16 protein-coding genes are annotated in these 19,358 nt (G+C 68.1%); 13 read left to right on the top strand and 3 right to left on the bottom strand.

From position 1 onward, the window contains the following. Positions 1-2: 2 nt before the first annotated feature. Positions 3-953 (bottom strand): diacylglycerol kinase family protein, encoded by a 951-nt coding sequence (locus ABFD52_10705; GenBank protein MEN6561234.1) that lies wholly within the window; start codon positions 951-953, stop codon positions 3-5. 136 nt (positions 954-1,089) lie between these two features. Between ABFD52_10705 and ABFD52_10700 the strand changes: the two genes are divergently transcribed. The 12 genes from ABFD52_10700 to ABFD52_10645 all read left to right on the top strand — a co-directional run bounded on the left by ABFD52_10700 (position 1,090) and on the right by ABFD52_10645 (position 14,820). Continuing rightward, entirely contained in the window at positions 1,090-1,797 is a 708-nt protein-coding gene (locus ABFD52_10700; GenBank protein MEN6561233.1) for an ABC transporter ATP-binding protein, read from the top strand. After that, positions 1,794-3,152: an ABC transporter permease gene (locus tag ABFD52_10695; protein MEN6561232.1), complete on the top strand. Its 1,359-nt coding sequence runs from the start codon at positions 1,794-1,796 to the stop codon at positions 3,150-3,152. Before ABFD52_10700 ends, ABFD52_10695 begins: the two co-directional genes overlap by 4 nt. A gap of 158 nt (positions 3,153-3,310) precedes the next feature. Next, on the top strand, positions 3,311-4,546 hold the full coding sequence (locus ABFD52_10690; GenBank protein MEN6561231.1) for a dipeptidase: 1,236 nt from the start codon (positions 3,311-3,313) through the stop codon (positions 4,544-4,546). 186 nt (positions 4,547-4,732) lie between these two features. Continuing rightward, on the top strand, positions 4,733-6,352 hold the full coding sequence (locus ABFD52_10685) for an ABC transporter substrate-binding protein (GenBank protein MEN6561230.1): 1,620 nt from the start codon (positions 4,733-4,735) through the stop codon (positions 6,350-6,352). Then, entirely contained in the window at positions 6,349-7,806 is a 1,458-nt protein-coding gene (locus tag ABFD52_10680) for an ATP-binding protein (GenBank protein MEN6561229.1), read from the top strand. Before ABFD52_10685 ends, ABFD52_10680 begins: the two co-directional genes overlap by 4 nt. Further along, positions 7,803-9,149: a sigma-54 dependent transcriptional regulator gene (locus ABFD52_10675; GenBank protein MEN6561228.1), complete on the top strand. Its 1,347-nt coding sequence runs from the start codon at positions 7,803-7,805 to the stop codon at positions 9,147-9,149. The genes ABFD52_10680 and ABFD52_10675 overlap by 4 nt, the downstream gene beginning before the upstream one ends. Positions 9,150-9,304: 155 nt before the next feature. Next, on the top strand, positions 9,305-9,691 hold the full coding sequence (locus ABFD52_10670; GenBank protein MEN6561227.1) for a response regulator: 387 nt from the start codon (positions 9,305-9,307) through the stop codon (positions 9,689-9,691). Between the two features lie 266 nt (positions 9,692-9,957). Then, positions 9,958-10,935, top strand: a complete 978-nt coding sequence (gene pyrB, locus ABFD52_10665; GenBank protein ID MEN6561226.1) for an aspartate carbamoyltransferase — start codon at positions 9,958-9,960, stop codon at positions 10,933-10,935. 41 nt (positions 10,936-10,976) lie between these two features. Then, positions 10,977-12,326 carry an aminopeptidase P N-terminal domain-containing protein gene (locus tag ABFD52_10660; GenBank protein ID MEN6561225.1) on the top strand — a complete coding sequence of 450 codons (1,350 nt, stop codon included), beginning with the start codon at positions 10,977-10,979 and terminating at the stop codon, positions 12,324-12,326. 149 nt (positions 12,327-12,475) lie between these two features. Next, a complete protein-coding gene (gene trpS, locus ABFD52_10655) occupies positions 12,476-13,459 on the top strand; it encodes a tryptophan--tRNA ligase (protein ID MEN6561224.1) in 984 nt (327 codons plus the stop codon). Positions 13,460-13,519: 60 nt separating this feature from the next. After that, entirely contained in the window at positions 13,520-14,332 is an 813-nt protein-coding gene (locus tag ABFD52_10650) for a DUF4097 family beta strand repeat-containing protein (GenBank protein MEN6561223.1), read from the top strand. A 101-nt stretch (positions 14,333-14,433) separates the two neighbouring features. Continuing rightward, on the top strand, positions 14,434-14,820 hold the full coding sequence (locus ABFD52_10645) for an MGMT family protein (GenBank protein MEN6561222.1): 387 nt from the start codon (positions 14,434-14,436) through the stop codon (positions 14,818-14,820). Between the two features lie 14 nt (positions 14,821-14,834). Here ABFD52_10645 and ABFD52_10640 read toward each other — a convergent pair whose 3' ends face one another. Then, positions 14,835-15,227, bottom strand: a complete 393-nt coding sequence (locus ABFD52_10640) for a hypothetical protein (protein ID MEN6561221.1) — start codon at positions 15,225-15,227, stop codon at positions 14,835-14,837. A gap of 242 nt (positions 15,228-15,469) precedes the next feature. Between ABFD52_10640 and ABFD52_10635 the strand changes: the two genes are divergently transcribed. Then, entirely contained in the window at positions 15,470-16,570 is a 1,101-nt protein-coding gene (locus tag ABFD52_10635; GenBank protein MEN6561220.1) for a family 20 glycosylhydrolase, read from the top strand. 28 nt (positions 16,571-16,598) lie between these two features. Here ABFD52_10635 and ABFD52_10630 read toward each other — a convergent pair whose 3' ends face one another. Continuing rightward, positions 16,599-19,316: a hypothetical protein gene (locus ABFD52_10630; GenBank protein MEN6561219.1), complete on the bottom strand. Its 2,718-nt coding sequence runs from the start codon at positions 19,314-19,316 to the stop codon at positions 16,599-16,601. Positions 19,317-19,358: the final 42 nt, after the last annotated feature.

Below are 19,358 nucleotides of genomic sequence, written 5' to 3'. Positions count from 1 at the left end.
CCTCAGGCGGAGCGCTTCTGGAAGTGCTTCCCGGCCTTCCGGGTGGGCGGAATGATCATCCGGATGGCCTTCGGCAGGATCCTGAACTCGAGGCGGTCCCGGTCGCCCAGGAACTCGCCGTTGAACTGGATCGGCAGGGCCCGGCCGCTGATGACGACCCGGCGGGCCTTGAAATGGCGCAGGCGGCGCTGATAGAGGCCGAAGTAGATGAGCGGGAAGAGGAAGGAATACTTGAGCGGCCCCATCTCGAACAGGGTGATGTCCAGGTAGCCGTCGTCGACCACGGCCTCGGGCGCGATGTTCCAGTTGTAGCCGAAATAGTTCGTCTTGGAGACGATGCAGTCGAAGAAGCTCGAGGTGATGGTCCTGGCGTCGAAGGGGCCGTCGTCGTCGTGGCCGTCGAAGAGCTCGACGGTCTTTTCGTCCCGCGGCGACTCGAACAGGAGGCGCCCGGCCAGGACGTGCCCCCACAGCCCCTGGACCCTGCCCCGGAGCTTCTCGCCGGTGACCAGGGCCGTGGCGCCGATGCTGGCAAAGGCGGCGATGCGGCCCTCGACCTCCATGAGGTCGATCGGCCGGGCCACGCCTTCGGCCAGATGGTCGATGGCCCGCCGGGGATCAAGGGGGATCTCGAAGGCCTTGCGGAAGGCGTTGCCGCTGCCGAAGGGGATGACGCCGAAGGCGACCTTGTCCTGGGCCCCGGCCTCGAAGATGCCCTGGAGCGTGTCGGCGACCGTGCCGTCCCCGCCCATGGCCACGATGACGTCGGCGCTGCGCGAGGCTATGGCGGCCTTCTCGATCGTCGTCTGGACGCCGCCGAGGTCGTCGTAGATGTCGCCGGGGAGCATCTTCTGGAGGTAGGCGCGCAGGAGCTTCCGTCTCATCCACCGGGAATTGGCCGCCCGGGGATTGATCAGGCAGGCTGTCTTGACGGTTCTCTTCGGTTCGGTCATCGCGTCGGCGGTTCCGTGCTCTCCCTGGAAAATCCTCCCCATTTTAGCGCATGTCCCCTGGCCCGTCAAAGAGCGGGACGGCAGGCGGCCGTTGAACGCCCGGCACCGATGGTCTAGAATATCGCCCGGGAGCGGCATGAAAGTCATCGAAAAGACCGTCGCCGTCCGGGCCCGGGCGCTGTCGCGGACCTACATCGCCGGCGGCGCCCCCGTCGCGGCCCTGTCCGACGTCAGCCTGGACATCGCCGAAGGGGCCTTCGCCGCCGTCACCGGGGCCTCCGGCTCGGGCAAGTCGACGCTGCTCAACCTCCTCGGCGGCCTGGACACGCCGACTTCCGGGACGATCGAGGTCGGGGGAGCCTTGATCTCGGCCATGGACCGCGAGGCCCTGGCCCGCTATCGCCGCTTCGGGGCGGGCATGATCTTCCAGTCCTTCAACCTCGTCGCCTCCCGGACGGCCCTGGAGAACGTCGAGCTGCCGCTCGTCTTCGCCGGCGTCGGGAAGCTGGAGCGGCGGCGCCGGGCGGCCGGGCTCCTCGACCAGGTCGGGCTCGGGGCCCGGGCCCGCCACCGGCCGGCCGAGCTCTCGGGCGGGGAGCAGCAGCGCGTGGCCGTCGCCCGGGCCCTGGCCAACGGGCCGCGGCTCCTGCTGGCCGACGAGCCGACCGGGAACCTCGACAGCGCGACCGCCCGGGAGATCGTCGGCCTGCTGGCCGGGCTCAACCGCGAGCGGCGCCTGACCATCGTCATGGTCTCTCACGAGGAGAGCCTTGTCCGCGAGTTCGCCCACTCGATCGTGCGCTTGCGGGACGGGCGCGTCGCGTCGAGGGAGGAGCGGCCATGAGGTTCGGCGACGCCGTCGAGTTCGCCTGGACCGGCCTGCTCAAGCGGAGGCTGCGGACGTTCCTCACCGTGGCCGGGGTGACGATCGGCATCGGCGCGCTCGTCGCGATGATCTCCTTCGGCAAGGGGCTGCAGAAGAACGTCACCCGGGCGTTCAAGAGCTCGGACCTGTTCACCACGGTCGTCGTCATGCCCGGCGGGGCGGAGCCCCCCGGGGGGGACCCGGACGAGCGCCGCCGTCCGGCGGAGCCGGCCCCCCGTCCGGACGCGGCCCTCGACGGCCGGGCCGTGGCCGCCATCTCCCGGCTGCCCGGCGTCCGGCAGGCCTACCCGGACATCAGCTTCCCGGCCGTCGTCGGGTTCGGGGGGGCCGAGGTCTTCCGCCTCGTCCGGGTCCTGCCGGCCTCGGCCCTCGGGGCCGGGTCCTCCGGAGTCAAGTGGGGTCGGCCCTATGCCTCCGACGCCGAGGAAGGCGTGGTCGTCAGCCGGTCCCTGCTTCGGCAGCTGGGCCGGACCGATCCGGCCGCGGCCGTCGGCCGGACGCTGCGCCTCGGCTCCGTCTACGTCGATATAGCCCGGCTGGCCTCGTTCGACATCGGCGCGATCCTGTCCGGCGGCGCCTCGCCGGTGAGCAGCGAATCGTACGAGTTCCCGATCGTCGGGGTCACGGACACGATGGAGTTCGGCGGCGGGGGCGGCCTGACCGAGGCCTCCGTCGTCATCCCGCCGGGCCCGGCCGGGCGGATCAAGCGGCTGCCGTTCACCAGCGTCTGGGACCTGTTCCGCATGAGGAACGGGAAGCCGGGCTATTCGGCCGTCACGGTCAAGATCGGCTCGCTGCGGGATCTCGAGGCCGTCCGGTCCGGGATCCGCGGCTTGGGCTTCGCCACCTTCGCCCTGGCCGACCAGTTCGCCGAGATCACCCGGGCCTTTTTCTTCATGGACATGATCCTGGCCGCCGTGGGCATGATCGCCATCGTCGTCGCCGCGCTGGGCATCGTCAACACCATGGTCATGTCCATCCTCGAGCGCTATCGCGAGATCGGGATCATGAAGGCGGTCGGGGCCGCGGACCGGGACATCCGGCGGATCTTCTTCTTCGAGTCCGGGGCCATCGGTCTCGCCGGCGGGGCGGCCGGGTGCGTCCTGGGCTGGGCGACGAGCCTGCTCGTCAACCGGATCGTCAATCTCTACCTGGCCGGGCAGGGCCTGCCCTTCGTCCGGTACTTCGCCTTCCCGGCCTGGATCTTCCTGGGCGCCGCGGGCTTCTCTCTTCTCGTCAGCCTCGTCTCGGGCGTCTATCCGGCCCGCCGCGCCGCCCGGGTCGATCCGGTCGTCGCCCTGCGGCACGACTAGCTTCGCGATAGCCCGCCGGTTCGCCGGTTTTCCCGGACGTGGACATGCCCCCCGGTAGATGTCCCCGGTTTCTGATATAATGCCCATCTTATGCGCGTTCGGATAAGCCGCTTTGCGGCAGGTGGGGCCATCGTCATCGGGGGGCCCGAGGAGCAGCCATGAGCAAATCCCGTGTTTCCGCCTTACTCTGCGTCGTCCTCGCCTTTGCCGCCTGCGCGGTCTCCAAGACGCCCGTGAGCGTCGAGGAGCATGCCCGCCGGCTGCACGCCGGGATGCTGACGGTCGACACCCACTGCGACACGGCCTTCAGCCTGCTGCGGACGGACTGGAAGATCGGCGAGCGCCACGATCCGGCCCTGCGGGCCAGCGGCAAGATCGACCTGCCGCGGATGAAGGAAGGCGGCCTCGACGCCGAGTTCTTCGCCGCCTTCGTCGGCCAGGGGCCGCTCAACGAGGCCGCTTACGGCAAGGCCAAGGACAGCGCCCTGCGGGCCGTCCAGGCCGTCCGCAAGATGACCGAGACCTGGGCACCGGTGATCGGACTGGCCGTCGACCCGGCCGGGGCCCGGCGCCTCAAGAAGGAAGGCCGGCTCACGGCCTTCATCGGCATGGAGAACGGCTACCCGCTCGGCCGGGACCTGTCCCTGGTCAAGTTCTTCTATGACCAGGGCGTCCGCTACATCACCCTGTGCCACTCGTCCGACAACGACATCTGCGACTCCTCGACCGACCGCCGCGATCCCGAGGACAGGGGGCTGAGCGAGTTCGGCCGGCAGGTCGTGGCCGAGTGCAACCGCCTGGGCATGATCGTCGACATCTCGCACGCCTCGGACAAGTCCTTCTATGACGTCCTGGCCGCGTCGAAGGCGCCGATCATCGCCTCGCACTCGAGCTGCCGGGCCGTCTGCGACAACCCCCGCAACCTGACCGATGACCAGATCCGGGCCCTGGCCCGGCGCGGCGGCGTCATCCAGATCTGCTTCCTCGGCGCCTATGTCAAGACCCCGCCCGTCATCCCCGAGCGCGAGCAGGCCATCCGGGAGATGGAGGCCAGGTACGGCAGCCTGCGCGACCTCAAGGACGAATCGCTCCGCCAGAAGGCCATGGCCGAGCGCGACGCCATCAACCAGAAGTATCCGCTGGCCCAGCCGACGGTCCAGGACCTCGTCGACCACATCGACCACGTCAGGAAGGTCGTGGGCATCGACCACGTCGGCATCGGGACCGATTTTGACGGCGGCGGCGGCGTCCTCGGCTGCAACGACGCGAGCGGCATGATCCACGTGACCGAGGAGCTCATCCGCCGCGGCTACACCGACCGGGAGATCGAGAAGATCTGGGGCGGCAATTTCTTCCGGGTCTTCGACAAGGTCATCGCCCTGGCCGGGAAATAGCCCCGTTGTCGCTCCCGGTTTGAAGCGGCCGTAAAGTAAATTTACGCCAGCGGCGCCGCGCCGGCCGGCGTTCGTTTGTTATCCGGGAGATACGTTAGCCCGCCCATGGCATGAACCTTGCTCTGTTCCTGGGCAGCAGGGTCAGGTGCATTTTCGGGCCGATTTCGCTATCATGAGGGCGCTCCCATGACCACCGCCAGCCGCGCGCGCCTGCTGTCCCGCTCGCTGTCCGCCCTCCTGGCGGCCGCCCTGCTCTCGGCCCGGCCGGCTCCGCCCCTTCCCCCGCAGGCGAAGGAAGTCCCCCGGGCCGGCGGAACGTTCCGCATCAAGGGCTTTTACACGCCGTTCAACCGGACCCTCGATCCGGCCAGCCCGGCCCACTATTTCGTCACCGAGCAGCTCTACGACGGGCTGGTCAAGTACGACGCCCGCTTCAACCCGATGCCGGCCCTGGCCGAATACTGGACGATCTCCGAAGGCGGGACGCGCATCGCCTTCCACCTCCGCCGGGGCGTCCGCTTCCACAATGGCCGAGAGCTCACGGCCGACGACGTGAAATTCTCTCTCGAGCGCCTGGTCCGGGACCGGCCCGCCGTGGCCCGGCTCTTCACCGGCAAGGTCGTCGGCGCGGAGGAGTACCGGGCGGGCAGGGCCGCGGAGGTCGCGGGCTTCCGGGCCGTCGATCCCGCGACCTTCGAGATCCGCTGGCTGAGGCCTTACGTCGCCGGGCTCTATCTCCTGGGCATGTACGCCTGCAAGATCCTGCCCCGGGACCTCGTCGAGGGCCAGGGCCAGAGCTTCTTCTACAAGCCCGTGGGCACCGGGCCGTTCAAGTTCGGCGAGTGGATCCGCAGCCCCCGGCTCGAGATCCTGGGCGTCCGGCTCGAGCGGAACCCCTATTATTACGAGGGCCCGCCCTACCTGTCCGCCCTCGAGTACAGCCCCTACTACACCGACGAGCAGTTCGCCTCCGGCGACGTCCATCTCATCTCGGTCACGTCCGAGCGGACGCTCCACGAGGACTGCCGCATCCTGGAGAACGGCACGCTCAAGACCTACTTCCTGGCTTTCAGCTGCGACACGCCGCCGCTCGACCGGCCCGAGGTCCGCCGGGCCCTGGCCCTGGGGCTGGACAAGACCCGCCTGGCCGAGGCCAGCGACACGCCGGGAACGCTCCACCAGGTCATGGACAATTACATCCCGCCCTTCCTGCCGGGGTTCTACCCCAAGACCGCCGGGCCGTTCGCCGACACGGACGCGGCCAGGCTCCTGCTCGACCGGCTCCTGCCCGACGGAGGCCGCAAGGCGCTGACGCTGACGCTCCTCTGCGACGGGCCGAAGACCGGCGAATCCACCGGGTTCGCCCGGGAGTTGGGACGCCAGCTCGGGGCCCTGGAGATCAAGCTGGACGTGCGCTACCTGCGCCGGCCGGAGGACGCCCGGACCGTCCGCGCGCCCTACGTCCGGTTCCTGGCGTACGCCATGGACTTCCCCGATCCCGAGAACATCATCGTCCCCCTGTTCTACTCGGGCTCCCCGGCCAACGCCATGAGCTCGCGCTACGACAATCCCCGCCTGGACGGGCTGCTCGAGCGCACCGCGGCCGAGACGAGCTGGGAGCGGCGGACGGCCCTCTTCCGTGACACGGAGAAGATCCTGTTCGAGGACGTGCCGGCCGTCCCCCTCTTCGCCGAGCGGATCCGCATCGCCATCCAGCCCCAGGTCCGGGGCCTCGAGCTGCCGGCCACGGGCTTCATCTTCCTCGATACCAGGAACATCTGGCTGGAGAGGGAGGCGACGCGGTGAGGCTCAAGGTCTCGATCTACACGCGCCTGCTCTTCTGGATCACACTGCTCGTCTTCCTGCTTTTCGGCGCGGTCCTGTTCGTCATCCAGATCCGCGAAGCCAAGAGCCTCCAGGCCGAGACCGCGGCCCGGGCCTCGCTGCAGGCCCGCTACATCGCCGACGCCAACCTCCAGTCGCTCACCCTGCAGGACTGGCAGGCCATCCAGAGATACGTCGACGCCCACAGCGCCGGCGACCTCGTCTATATCGTCGTCTACGACCGGGCAGGGCAGCCCGCGGTCTGGAACGACCCCGTCCGCGACCGCAGCGAGATCGTCTCCGAAAGCCTGCTCGAGGACGCCATGTCCCCGGACGAGACCGCGTCGCGGAACCGGCGGCTCGTCCTCCGCGGGGCGCCGGTCCGGGTGCTCGAGGTCGAGGCCTTCGCCTATTCCCCGGCCGCCGGGCGCTGGGGTTCGGTCAAGATCGGCTTGTCGCTCGAGCCCATGTACGCCCGGCTGAGGGACATCCAGAAGGTCCTCCTGCTCATCGGCGCGGCCTGCTTTCTCTTCGGCATCGGCGGCGCGGCCTTCCTGGCGCGGCGCATCACCCGGCCCCTCCACCGGCTCGTCGACGGGACGGTCCGCATCGCCCAGGGGGACTTCTCGCAGCCCATCATCGACAGCTCGCGGGACGAGATCGGCGACCTGGCCCGCAGCTTCAACGAGATGACCAGCCAGCTCGTCCAGACCCGGGAGCGCGCGGCCGACGCCAACCGCCGCCTCGTCCAGCAGGAGAAGCTGGCCTCGATCGGGCGCATGGCGGCCACCATCGCCCACGAGATCCGCAACCCCCTGACGTCGGTCAAGCTGAACATCCAGAAGGTGGCCGAGGAGGAGGGCCTCTCCGAGACGGTCCAGGCCCACCTCGGCCTGACGCTCGAGGGCATCGACCAGATCGAGCGGTTCATCAAGGAGCTGCTCAACTACACCCGGGTCCAGGAGCTCAGCCTGGAGCGCTGGCCTGTCGACCTGATCGTCGACGAATCCCTGAAGGTCCTCCGGGGCGTCCTGGCCCAAAAGCGCATCGCCGTCGAGAGGTCCTGCGCCTCCGGACTGCCGCCCATCCTGGCCGACGCCGACAAGCTGCGCCAGGTGTTCCTCAACGTCGTCCGCAATGCCTATGAGGCCCTGGAGCCGGGCGGGACCATCCGCATCGCTTGCGACGCGCTCGCCCGGGACGGGCGGACCATGGTCCGGGTGCGGATCGCCGACGACGGGCCGGGCATCCAGGAGAAGGACCGGCCGAACATCTTCGAGCCGTTCTACACGACCAAGCCCTCGGGCTTCGGGCTCGGCCTGGCCAACGCCCGCAAGATCGTCGAGCAGCATCACGGCGCTATCGCCGTCGGCGAGGCGGGCGGGCCGGGCTGCGAGTTCGCCATCCTCATCCCCGCCGCCGAGGAGGCCGCATGAGATCCATCCTGATCGTCGAGGACGACCCGCTCGTCCGCAAGACCCTGGCCTCCCAGCTGGCGAAGAAAGGCTTCGACATCGCCGCCGCCGAGACCGGGGAGGGCGGGGTGAAGGCCTTCGCCGAATCCGCGCCCGACCTGGTCCTGCTCGACGTCCGCCTGCCCGACATCGACGGGCTCGAGGTCCTGCGCCGGATCAGGGACCGCGACCGCCGGGCCGTCATCCTGGTCATGACGGCCTTCGACGACATGCGGACGACGGTCGAGGCGGTCAAGCTCGGCGCTTTCGAGTACCTGGTCAAGCCGCTCAACGCGACCGAGCTCGACCTGGCCATCGAGAAAGCTTTCCAGGTCCGGGCACTCGAAGAGCGGGTCAGCTACCTGGTCGAGGAGAAGCAGAAAGAGTACACCATCGACAACATCATCGGCCATTCGGCCGGGATGCGAACGGTCTTCAAGCTCATCGGCTCGGTGGCCAACACCCGGGCCAACGTCCTCATCCAGGGGGAGAGCGGCACGGGCAAGGAGCTCGTGGCCAAGGCCATCCACTACAGCAGCCCCTACCGGGACGAGCCCTTCATCGTAATCAACTGCTCAGCCATCCAGGACACCCTGCTCGAGAGCGAGCTCTTCGGGCACGTCAAGGGCGCCTTCACCGACGCCGTCAGCGAGACCAAGGGCAAGTTCGAGATCGCCGGCCGGGGCACCCTGTTCCTGGACGAGGTCGGGGACGTCTCGCCCAACCTGCAAAGCAAGCTGCTGCGGGTCATCGAGTCGCGGGACTTCATGAAGGTAGGCGGCGAGAAGGTGCTCAAGACCGAGGCCCGCATCATCGCCGCCACGAACCAGAACCTCAAGGTCCTGATCGAGAAGGGACGGTTCCGCGAGGACCTGTTCTACCGGCTCAAGGTCGTCGAGATCACCCTGCCGGCGCTGCGGGAGCGGCGCGAGGACATCCCCGACATGGTGGCCTATCTGCTCGAGAAGATCAACCGGGAGCTCCGCCGCAACGTCCGCAAGGTCCCGCCCGAGGTCATGAAGGTTCTGACGGAGATGCCCTGGCGGGGCAACGTCCGGGAGCTCGAGAACGCCCTGACCCGGGCGGTCATCCTGTCCCGCGGCGACGTGGTGCTCAAGGAGAACCTGCCCGTCGAGCCGGACGAGGGCCGGGCCTTCCCGGACGAGCTCGTATCGCTCGAAGAGGTCGAGAAGCGGTACATCCAGCACGTCCTGGCCGCGGTCAAGGGAAGCAAGACCCGGGCCAGCCAGGTCCTGCAGATCAGCCGGCCGACCCTGGACAAGAAGATCAAGGAATACGGCCTGGACCTGGGCGAGGCCCTCTGACCGGGCCGGTGTAAACCCCCCGGCCGGGCTGTAAAAGAACTTGGCCGCAGGGCCCGGAACGGCCCGCCGCGGCCCCGTTCTTCCCCTGTCGGAAAGCGCCCGGGTTGGCACAAAACGTGCTAATTATCGGACTGGCCGCAAGGAAGAGGCCGATCATGACGACCAAGAAGATCGTTCTCGTCGATGACGACGAAACCGTCCGCAAGACCTTCTCGCTCCTGCTCGGGAAGAAATACCGGGTCGAGTCCCTGAAGGATCCCCGGCAGGCCCTGAGCCGGCTCAAGAATTCGCCGGCCGACCTGGTCATCGCCGATTACCGGCTGCCGTACTTCAACGGCATGGAGCTCATCAAGCGGCTCCGGGAGAACGGCTTCGAGGGCGAGGCCATGCTCATCACCGCCCACCCCGACGACGTCAAGATAGACGACATGGGCCGCTTCGCCATCAGCCATTTTTTCGTCAAGCCGCTCGATCTCAACGACCTCAACGTGTCGATCGACCGTCTCCTCCAGCCGAAGAACCCCCTTCAAACCCCGGCCTGAGCCGGACCGCGATGTCAGCCGCCCGTAAGGAATTTTACGTTTTCCGGGCGCTCTTTTCCCTCTGTCAGGGGGCGAGGGCTGGCATGAAATCTGCATTTACATCCGAACGGATGCCAGATACCCTTCCTTAACCCTCCTTCTTTTATTCCGGGCGAGGGGCGCCGAGAAGGCTCCCCTCGCTCTCTTTTGCCCCGCCGGCCGGCGGATCCCTTCGTTGACTCCGTCTCCGCTGCTGGTGTAGCATGGGGCGCACAAGGAGAGACTCCATGCCCAGCCCCGCCAAGAATCCGCACCTGCCCTTCGGCGATCAGCGCTCGGCTCCCTGGTACGGCAAGGACATCATCTCGGTCAAGCAGTTCTCCCGGGCCGACCTGGAGTACATCTTCGGAGTCGCTCACGAGATGAGGGTCATGGTCGAGCGGGTCGGAACGTTCGACCTGCTCAAGGGCAAGATCCTGGCCAGCATCTTCTACGAGCCCTCGACCCGGACCTCGTCGTCGTTCATCGCGGCCATGGAGCGGCTCGGCGGCAACGTCATCAACATCAACGAGGTCCGCTTCTCCTCGGTGGCCAAGGGCGAGAGCCTGCCGGACACGATCCGGACGCTCGAGTGCTACGCCGACGTCATCGTCATCCGCCACCCCGAGCTCGGCTCGGCGGCCAAGGCGGCCGAGGCGGCCCGCAAGCCGGTCATCAACGCCGGGGACGGCGTCGGCGAGCACCCGACCCAGGCCCTGCTCGACGCCTTCACCATCCGCGAGGAGCTGGGCCGGATGGACGACCTGACGGTGACCATGCTCGGCGACCTCAAGTACGGCCGCACGGTCCACTCCCTGTCGAGACTGCTGTCGCTTTACAACGCCCGCTTCAATTATGTCTCGCCCGAGATCCTGCGCATGCCGCCGGAGATCATCGCCGAGCTCGAGGCCAAGGGCATGCGCCAGGCCGAGCACCGGACCATCGACGAGCCGCTGCCGGAGACCGACGTCCTCTATGTCACCCGCGTCCAGCGCGAGCGGTTCGAGAGCGAGGAGGTCTACAACTCCGTCAAGGACGCCTACGTCCTCAACAAGAGCGTCATGGCCGCGGCCAAGAGCAAGATGATCGTCATGCACCCACTGCCGCGCGTCACGGAGATCAACCCCGACTTCGACGACGATCCCCGGGCCGCCTACTTCCGGCAGATGGAATACGGGCTCTACGTCCGCATGGCCCTGCTGGCCATGGTGCTCGGCAAGGCCTGAGGCGGCCCCGTCGCGATCCGCCGGAGGCGAAGGAGACAACCATGCTGAGATCCGCCCGATCCCGAACCCTCGCCGCCCTGGCCGTCCTGGCCGGGCTCGCCGTCCCCGCGCTCCGGGCCCAGAGGACCGGCTACACCCCCGGGGAGTTCGTCCGCCGCCGGGCCGCCCTCATGGACCAGGTCAAGGACGGGGCGATCATCCTCTTCGGCGACGCCTCCGTTCCGCCGGGGACGCATTTCCGCCAGGACAACGACTTTTTCTATTTCACCGGGAACGAGGACCTCGGCGGCATCGTGGTCATGGTCCCGTTCGGGCGGCCGGGGGCCTATCTCTTCCTGCCCCAGCGCTCGGCCCGCGAGATCCAGTACGACGGGCCCGGCCTGCTCGAGGACGCGGCCGCCAGGACCAAGGCGGGATTCGTCGACGTCCTGGCCGTCGGCGACCTGGACGAGTTCCTGGCCCGCCTCGCCGGCCGGGGGGCCGGCAAGCTCTACGTCCGGCTCTCGCCCCGGGACACCCTCGACGACGCCCGTTCCGAGACGGCCCTGATGGACGGCCGCCGGGCCCGGAGCCACTACAACGATCAGCTCTCGATCGACCAGGACCGGATCGAGAAGCTCCGCCGGCGCTACCCGCAGATGGAACTCCGGGACGTCGCGCCGGCCATTGACGCCCTGCGGGCGATCAAGACGCCCGAGGAGATCGTCATCATGCGGCGCAACGGCGCCCTGTCGGCCGCGGCCGTCCGGCAGGCCATGCTGGCGACGCGCCCGGGCGTCCTCGAATACGAGGTCGAGGCCGCGGCCATGGCCGTCGTCCTCAAGGGCGGGGCCAAGGGCGCCGCCTACGCCCCGATCGTCGGCTCCGGCCCCAACTCCTGCATCTTACATTACGAGAAGAACGACCGCCGGGTCGCGGAGGGGGACGTCGTGCTGATGGACTTCGGGGCCGACCTTGACCACCTGGCCATGGACATCACCCGGACCTGGCCGGCCTCGGGCCGCTTCAGCCCCGACCAGCGGGAAGCCTACCGGACCGTCCTCGAGGTCGAAAAGGCGTGCCTCGAGGCCTACAGGCCGGGCGCGACGCCCCAGGACGTCCGCGACCACGTCGCCGCCGTGATGAAGGCCAAGGGCCTCGATCTCCGCGGCCAGCTCGGCGGCTTCGGCCACGGCGTCGGGCTGGCGGTCCACGACGTGCCGTTCGGAGGCGTCCTCAAGGAGGGCATGGTCTTCGCCATCGAACCCGCCCTCTATTATCCGGAGAAGGGCTTCGGCATCCGCATCGAGGACACCGTCCTCATCACCGGGACCGGCTGCGAGGTCCTGACGGCGGGCGTGCCCAAGGAGATCGACGAGGTCGAGAAGCTCCTGGCCGGCCGCGGCCGCTAGGACCGGGCAGCCGGTCTTATGGAGTCGAGCCTCAGACGGGGTCAAACCCGCTTTTTGCTCAAAAACGAGCAAAACGCAGGTTTGACCCCATCTTAGGTTGGATTTTTCGGGGCCAGACCGCTAGAATACGCCTGAAACGAGGTCCGGTCATGAGCCCACGCAAACGCGTCCTGAGCGGCATCCAGCCGAGCGGCACCATCCATATCGGCAACTATTTCGGTGCCGTCGAGAACTGGGTCCGGCTGATGCAGGATTATGATTGCTTCTTCACCATCGTCGACCTCCACGCCATCACGGTCGACTATGACCCCGGGCGGCTGCCGCAGCGGATCTGGGACGCCGTCCTGGACAACATGGCCGCCGGCCTCGACCCGGCCAGGTGCACGATCTTCATCCAGAGCCACGTTCCCGAACATACCGAGCTCTGCTGGCTCCTGACCTGCGTCACGCCCCTGGGCGAGCTTTACCGGATGACCCAGTTCAAGGAAAAGTCCGCGCGGGAAGGGGAGAACGTCAAGGCCGGACTGCTCTGCTACCCCATCCTGATGGCCGCCGACATCCTCCTCTACAGAGCCGACGCCGTGCCCGTCGGCGAGGATCAAGTCCAGCATCTCGAACTCACCCGCGAGGTGGCCCGCCGCTTCAACGGCCGCTTCGGGGCCTGTTTTCCCGAGCCGGCGCCCCTCATCGGCCGCGGCGCCCGGGTCATGGGCCTGGACGGCGCCTCCAAGATGAGCAAGTCCATGGACAACTTCATCGGCATCGGCGAAGAGCCGGAGGCCGTCTGGGAGAAGCTGCGGCCGGCCAAGACCGACGAGGCCCGCAAGCGCCGCAGCGATCCGGGCGAGCCCGGCCGCTGCAACATCTACAGCTACCACAAGCTCGTGACGCCCGAGGCCGGGCTGGCCGAGATCGCCCAGGGCTGCCGGACCGCGACGATCGGCTGCATCGACTGCAAGAAGATCTTCCACCGCAACCTGATGAAGGTCCTCGACCCGATCCGCGAGCGGCGGCGCGATCTGGCCCTTCACCCGGACCTCGTCCGGGACGCCCTGAGCGACGGGGAGCGCAAGGCCCGGGCCGTGGCCCGGGAGACCCTGGCCGGGGCCAAGAAGCTCATGGGCCTCCTCTAGGGAACCTTTCCGGCCCCTCCTTCGTCTTTCCTTTTGATCGTCGTTCTCCAGGAGGTTGCCGTGTCCAAGATCAAGGTCCTCATCGTCCTTTGCGTCACCGTCCTGCTCCTGTGCGTTTCCTGCATCGTCGCCGGGGAAAGGTACACGGAGGAGTTCTCCAAGACCCTGCCCCTGAAGGCGGGAGAGCGTTTCTCGCTCGAGAACGTCAACGGCGGGGTGGCTGTCGCCACCTGGAAGCAAAGCCAGGTCGAGATCAAGGCCGTCAAGACCGCCCGCGGCCGCCGGGAGGACCTGGACAAGGTCGAGATCCGGGTCGAGGAGGGCGCCGGCCGGGTCTCGGTCGAGGCCGTCTGGCCCAAGTTCCCCCGGCGGGCCAGCGTCTCCGTCGATTTCACCGTCATGGTCCCCGAAGGCGTCGAGCTCGACGGGGTCGGGACGGTCAACGGCGGGGTCGAGGTCCGCGGGCGCTTCGCCCGGGCCAAGGTCGGGACGACGAACGGCTCGATCACGGTCGAGGACGGGGCGGGCGAGCTCGAGGCCGGCACGACCAACGGCTCGATCCATGTCTCCCGGTTCGAGGGCCGTCTCCGGGCGGAGACGACCAACGGCCAGATCAGGCTCGAGGGCATCGCCGTCAAGGGCGGCCTCTCGGCGGAGACGACCAACGGCAGCATCACCATGGCCGTCGCCGCGCCGGAGGCGCTCAACGCCGACCTCCGGGCCGGCACGACGAACGGTCATGTCACGGTCGATTTCCCCATCACGCTCCAGAGCCTCCGCCAGTCGAAGCGCCGCATCGAGGGGCGGATCGGCCAGGGCGGGCCCGAGATCTCCCTGCGCACGACCAACGGCTCCATCAGCCTGACCCGATGATCTCGCGCGCTGGCGCGCTCCTATCCTCAGGGGGCCGGGTGCCAGACTCCCCGGCCCCTTTCTTTTTATCCGAGTCCGTCCTAAGATAGCCGCCGTCGGCCATGGACAGGCGCCCCGAAACCCCGTTCACCCGCGAGGTCAAGGCGGTCATCCGCGCCATCCCCAGGGGCCGGGTCGCGAGCTACTGCCAGGTCGCGGCGCTGGCGGGCAGGGAAGGGGCGGCCCGGGGCGTGGCCTGGATCCTACATTCCTCCTCGGCCGCGGCCGGGCTGCCCTGGCACCGGGTCATCGGCGGCCGGGGCGCGATCTCCCTGCCGCGTGGACCGGGTTTCCGGGAGCAGAAGAAGCTCCTGGCCGGTGAGGGCGTCGAGGTCGGGCGAAACGGCCGGATCGACCTGAAGCGCTTCCAATGGGAGCCGTCCTCAGGCGCCGCCGCCCGCTCCCGCGCCGCCCGGAAGTTCTTGCGCGAACTGACGAAGGGCCGTTAAGGGAGTCCCCCAAGTCAATGGCACTTCTGGCGCGGCCCGAGGGAAACTGTGACGATGGAGTACGATTCCCCCCTGACCTGACGTGTTAAAGTCTCTCCCGGCCTGAACCCGGCGGGCATCCAATCGAGGACGGTCCCCCCGCTTTCGAGGTAGTAGGGGCTCACGAGAAGATCCATGACCTCTCCGCGGACCACACGGAAATCTCCGACACGAAATTCTTTCTCTTCGTGAAGGTCGAACATCAGTTCCTCGAGGCCCGGAACCGGTTCGAACGGATAGAGGCCATCGAGGACCCAGGCTTTCTCTTCCTCGGGAATGACGTACTCCTCGACCGGCTTCCCCCCTTGGCCCGTCGTCCGCGTCGGGAACGGCAACCTCGGCAGGATAGGCTCTTGCTTATTGGGCATCCCTGACCTCCTCCATATGGATTGGGACTCTCATCGCTACATAAGACGCCCGGCGGGACCGCAGGAGTCTCAGGTGCTCTACAATTACTCGAGGAACCGAAGGAAGACCGAAAGGAAGCTGAAAAACGACCGGGCCAGGGACGCGCCCCCGCAGGACGCGGCCCCGACGGCCCGGGTTGCCAAGGCGGTCCGAGTGGGCTATCCTCGTGCATGTCCGGAGAATCCGTCGAGGAGGTTCCGCCATGAACCGATGCGTCCTCCGATCCATCCCGGCCCTCGCGGCTCTGGCCGGCCTGTTCGCCTTCTGCGCCCCCAAGCCGGCTGCCGTAGTCCCCGCGCCGAAGCGCCCGCTCGTCCTGGGCATGCACGCCATTTGCGAGACCGACGCGGACGCCCGGGCCCTGGCCGGCGAAGTCCCGGGGCTGGCCAGGCGCGGCGTCAACCTCCTCATCTGCGAAGTCGATTACTGGTACGCCTACGCTTCCCACCCGGAGCTGCGGCAGGAGAACGCCATCCGCAAGGAGACGATCAAGGCCCTCCTGGCCGCCTGCCGGGCCCGCGGCATCAGGCTCGTGCCGGAGTTCCAGAGCCTGGGCCATCAGTCCTGGGCCGAAAAGACCTTCCCGCTCCTGGTCAGATACCCCCAGCTCGACGAGACGCCCAACAAGTACCCGGGCAACAAGGGCACCGACCCCTGGGGCACCGAGTTCTACTGCCGGAGCTGGTGCCCGCTCCATCCCGGCGTACTGCCGATCGTCAACGACCTCTACGACGAGCTGATCGACGCCTTCGAGGCCGACGCCCTCCACGTCGGCATGGACGAGGTCTTCATCATCGCCGACGCCGACTGCCCGCGCTGCGGCGGCAAGCCCACGGCCGAGATCTTCGCCAGGGCGGTCAACGACGCCTACGACCACATCGTCCGCAAGCGGGGCAAGGAGATGATGATGTGGGCCGACCGCCTGCTCGACGGCCAGGCCACCGGCTACGGCCTGTGGGAAGCGTCCATGAACGGCACGGACAAGGCCGTCGACATGATCCCCAAGGACATCATCCTCTGCGATTGGCACTACGAGCCGAGATATCCCCTCCAGAAGACTCCGCGCTCGGCCTTCCCCTCGGTCAGGATCTTCGTCGACAAGGGCTTCCGGGTGCTGCCGACGAGCTTCCGGGACATCAGGGCCCTCGGCCGGCTCATCGACGAGTCCCTGGCCGTGCCCTCGGACAAGGTCCTCGGCCACGTCTGCACGGTCTGGCGCCCTGTCGGCCAGGGCCGCTACGCCAAGCTGCGCCAGCTCAAGGCCGCCTCGAAGAAGATCCGGAAGGCCTCGTCCGGACGCTGAGCGGCGCCCCGGCGCCGCCGGGTCCGGTTCACTTCGCCGTGGTGACGAGATTCCGCCGGCGCAGCTCCTCCAAGCCCTTCTCCCACGGGCCGGCCGCGGCCCACATGTAATAGGAGAAGTAGCGGACCGTCTTCTGGAAGATCGGCACCCAGGGCTGGAACTCGGCGTAATAGTGCGCTGACTCGCCGTTGGACGGATGGTTCATCCACATGTGCAGGAACTCGGGCTCGCTCACCGGATAGGCGCCCACGAACGAGACGTCCTCGGCCGTGTCGCGGCCGGCGTTCCAGCCCTCCTTGAGGAAGAAGGCCTCGCCGAAGTACTCCTCGGGCCGCATCCGGACCTCCCTGAGGCCCGACCTGGCCGGCACGACGAAGACGTCCTCGGTCCAGTGCTTCTCGCCCAGGGACAGGATGGGCTGGGGCCCGAGCATGTTCAGCTCGGGGTTGTGGAAGTCGAGGGCGAAGCGGACCTCGAGGAGCGGCGAGCCGCCGTCGAGGGTGAAGATCTTCTCCAGCCTGTTGCCGTAGTAGTCGGCGGTCATCCGGACCGACGCCGACGTCCCGCCGGCCTTGATGATCTCGGCGTCGTAGACCTTATGCGTCTCGATCGAGGCCTGGCCAAGGAAGTCCTCGAACCCGCCGTAGGGATAGAAGCCGCGCTCGCGGAAGGGCCGCCGGTCCGAGTATTCCTTCTCGGGCCAGAGCTTGAAGAAGACGTTGTCGTTCTTCTCCTTGACGATGTATTCGATGACCCGGGCCCCGACGGCCAGAAGCGTCGCGCGGACCTTGTCGTTCTCCAGCCGGTATTCCATGATCCCGTCGCCGTTGACGTCAACGGGCGTCACTGTCACCCGGCCCGCGGCCGCGCCGACACCGAGCTGGGTTTCGCCCGTGACTCCGAGGGCCGCGGCCCTGACCGTATAGCCGCCCGGCTTCAGAGGCAGGCGGAATTCGAGGGCCTGGTGTCCCCCCGCCGGCGCCGTCCCCGTCAGGGATCTCGTCAGGACCGGCTTCACCGGCCGGTCCTTGGCATAGACCTTGACCTCGACGGGGTAGCTCTTCAGGCCCAGGAAGTTGTGAACGGAGACCGGGTAGACGACCTCCGGCGCCTGGCCGTAAAGGAGCTTGTGGACCGAAACGGCCGGCGGCAGGTCGAGGACCGCCATGGTCCGCTTCGCCCCGCCCTTCCAACGAACCTCGACCAGGACGGGATTGGCCTTGCCCATGGCCGCCGCCGAGGGAGACAGCCGGAACGAGACCGCCTTCCCGCTTCCCGCGGCAAGCGCGATCTCCTTCGAGCGGGCGTCGACCGCCAGCTCCGGCGCGGGCCGGACCTCGATCGTCGCCTGGAGCGGCGCGCCGCCGAGATCGGCGACGCTGACGTTCAGGTCGTAATCCGCGATCGAGGCCTCGATGCGGACCCTGTCGGCGAAGAGGTTCTCGAGACGGACGCGGTCTAGGAGAAGCATCTGAAGGGCGCCGCGGAACGCGGCCGGGCCCATCATCCGCCCGAGCGGCAGGACGCCGACGGCCCGCCGGCCGAGGATGGCCTGCCACATCCCCTCCTGGTCCCAGGCCCGGCCTTTTTCCGAGAAAAGGACCATGCAGGCCGGCGCCTCGTCCTTGACCAGCCCCGTTTGGAGGACGAACGGGACATCCTCGGCGTCGATCTGCTTCTTGTTGCCGTCGACGGCGATCTGGCCGTCGTACTTATACTTGTCGCAATCGGGGGCGTAGACGGGCCGGAAGACATAGCCGCCCCGGTCCTTGACGAAACGGAGCCACGTCTCCTCGTTCGGCACGTCCTGGATCTTGAGCCCGTCATAGCTCCGCAGCCCGTAGGCGATCGTCCCGAGGCTGTGGGTGGAGGCGCCCGTGCCGACGTCGACGGGGATATCCAGCCCGACCTTCCCGAGCCAGCCCGGCAGCTGCTCCCGCATCAGGTAATCCATGTAGCCGCTGAACGTGAACCAGTCGTTGCCCTGGGCCAGACCCCTGCCGATGACCTCGAGCGGATGGCCGGGATGGCAGGTGACGCTGTGAAGGAGGGTCCCCGTCCCGAACCAGCCGCGATGGAGATCGTAGCGGCCGAGGACCTCGCGGACGCCCGCGAGCAGGTCCCTGAAGCGGCGGCGGCGATCGGCGCAGTCCGTGACGACGGCGAAGATGCGCCTTTTGCCGTCCGAGAGCGCGAAGGCGGAGACCTCGCGGTATCCCCTGGCCCAGGCCTGGTGCCCGGCCGGGCCGCCGCGCGTTCCCTCCGGATGCCCGGCCCGGTCGAGGAGGAACGCGCTCAACTCGGTCCCCGGCTTGGCCCAGACGAGGACGTCGCCTTGCCCGAGGGCGCCGGCGAGGGCCTTCAGGTCCGGGTCCGCGAGCTCCGTCGCTTCGGAAGCGAGCCAGCCGTCGAGGAAGCCTTCGTCGAGGACGAGACCGGGGAGGCCCAACTCCTCGGCGATATCGGCCTTGTTCTGAGCGATGGCCTGGGCCACGTCCGGCTGCCCGATGAGGAAGAGGTTGCCGTATTGTTCCCAGCGCCAGGCGATCGTCTGCCAATAGTTCGTGTAGCCGCTGAACCGGTCCCGGTATTCGACCGGCGCGGCCGGGGACGCCCCGGACGGGCCGGTCGATCTGACGAAGCCGGCCAGGGCTCCGGGGGCCGTCCTGTCCTGGGCCGGCGCCGTCGCCGCGAGCGCGGCCGTCAGCAGGATCGCCAGGGCGCAGCCGATGCGAACACGGTTCATGGATATCCTCCTGGATGAGGTCGCGCGGTTCATGGTCTTGCG

It is taken from the genome of Acidobacteriota bacterium (assembly GCA_039683095.1).
In the GTDB taxonomy this organism is placed as follows: Bacteria; Acidobacteriota; Aminicenantia; order Aminicenantales; family Saccharicenantaceae; genus RBG-16-66-30.
This window is presented reverse-complemented; position numbering and strand designations above follow the sequence as displayed.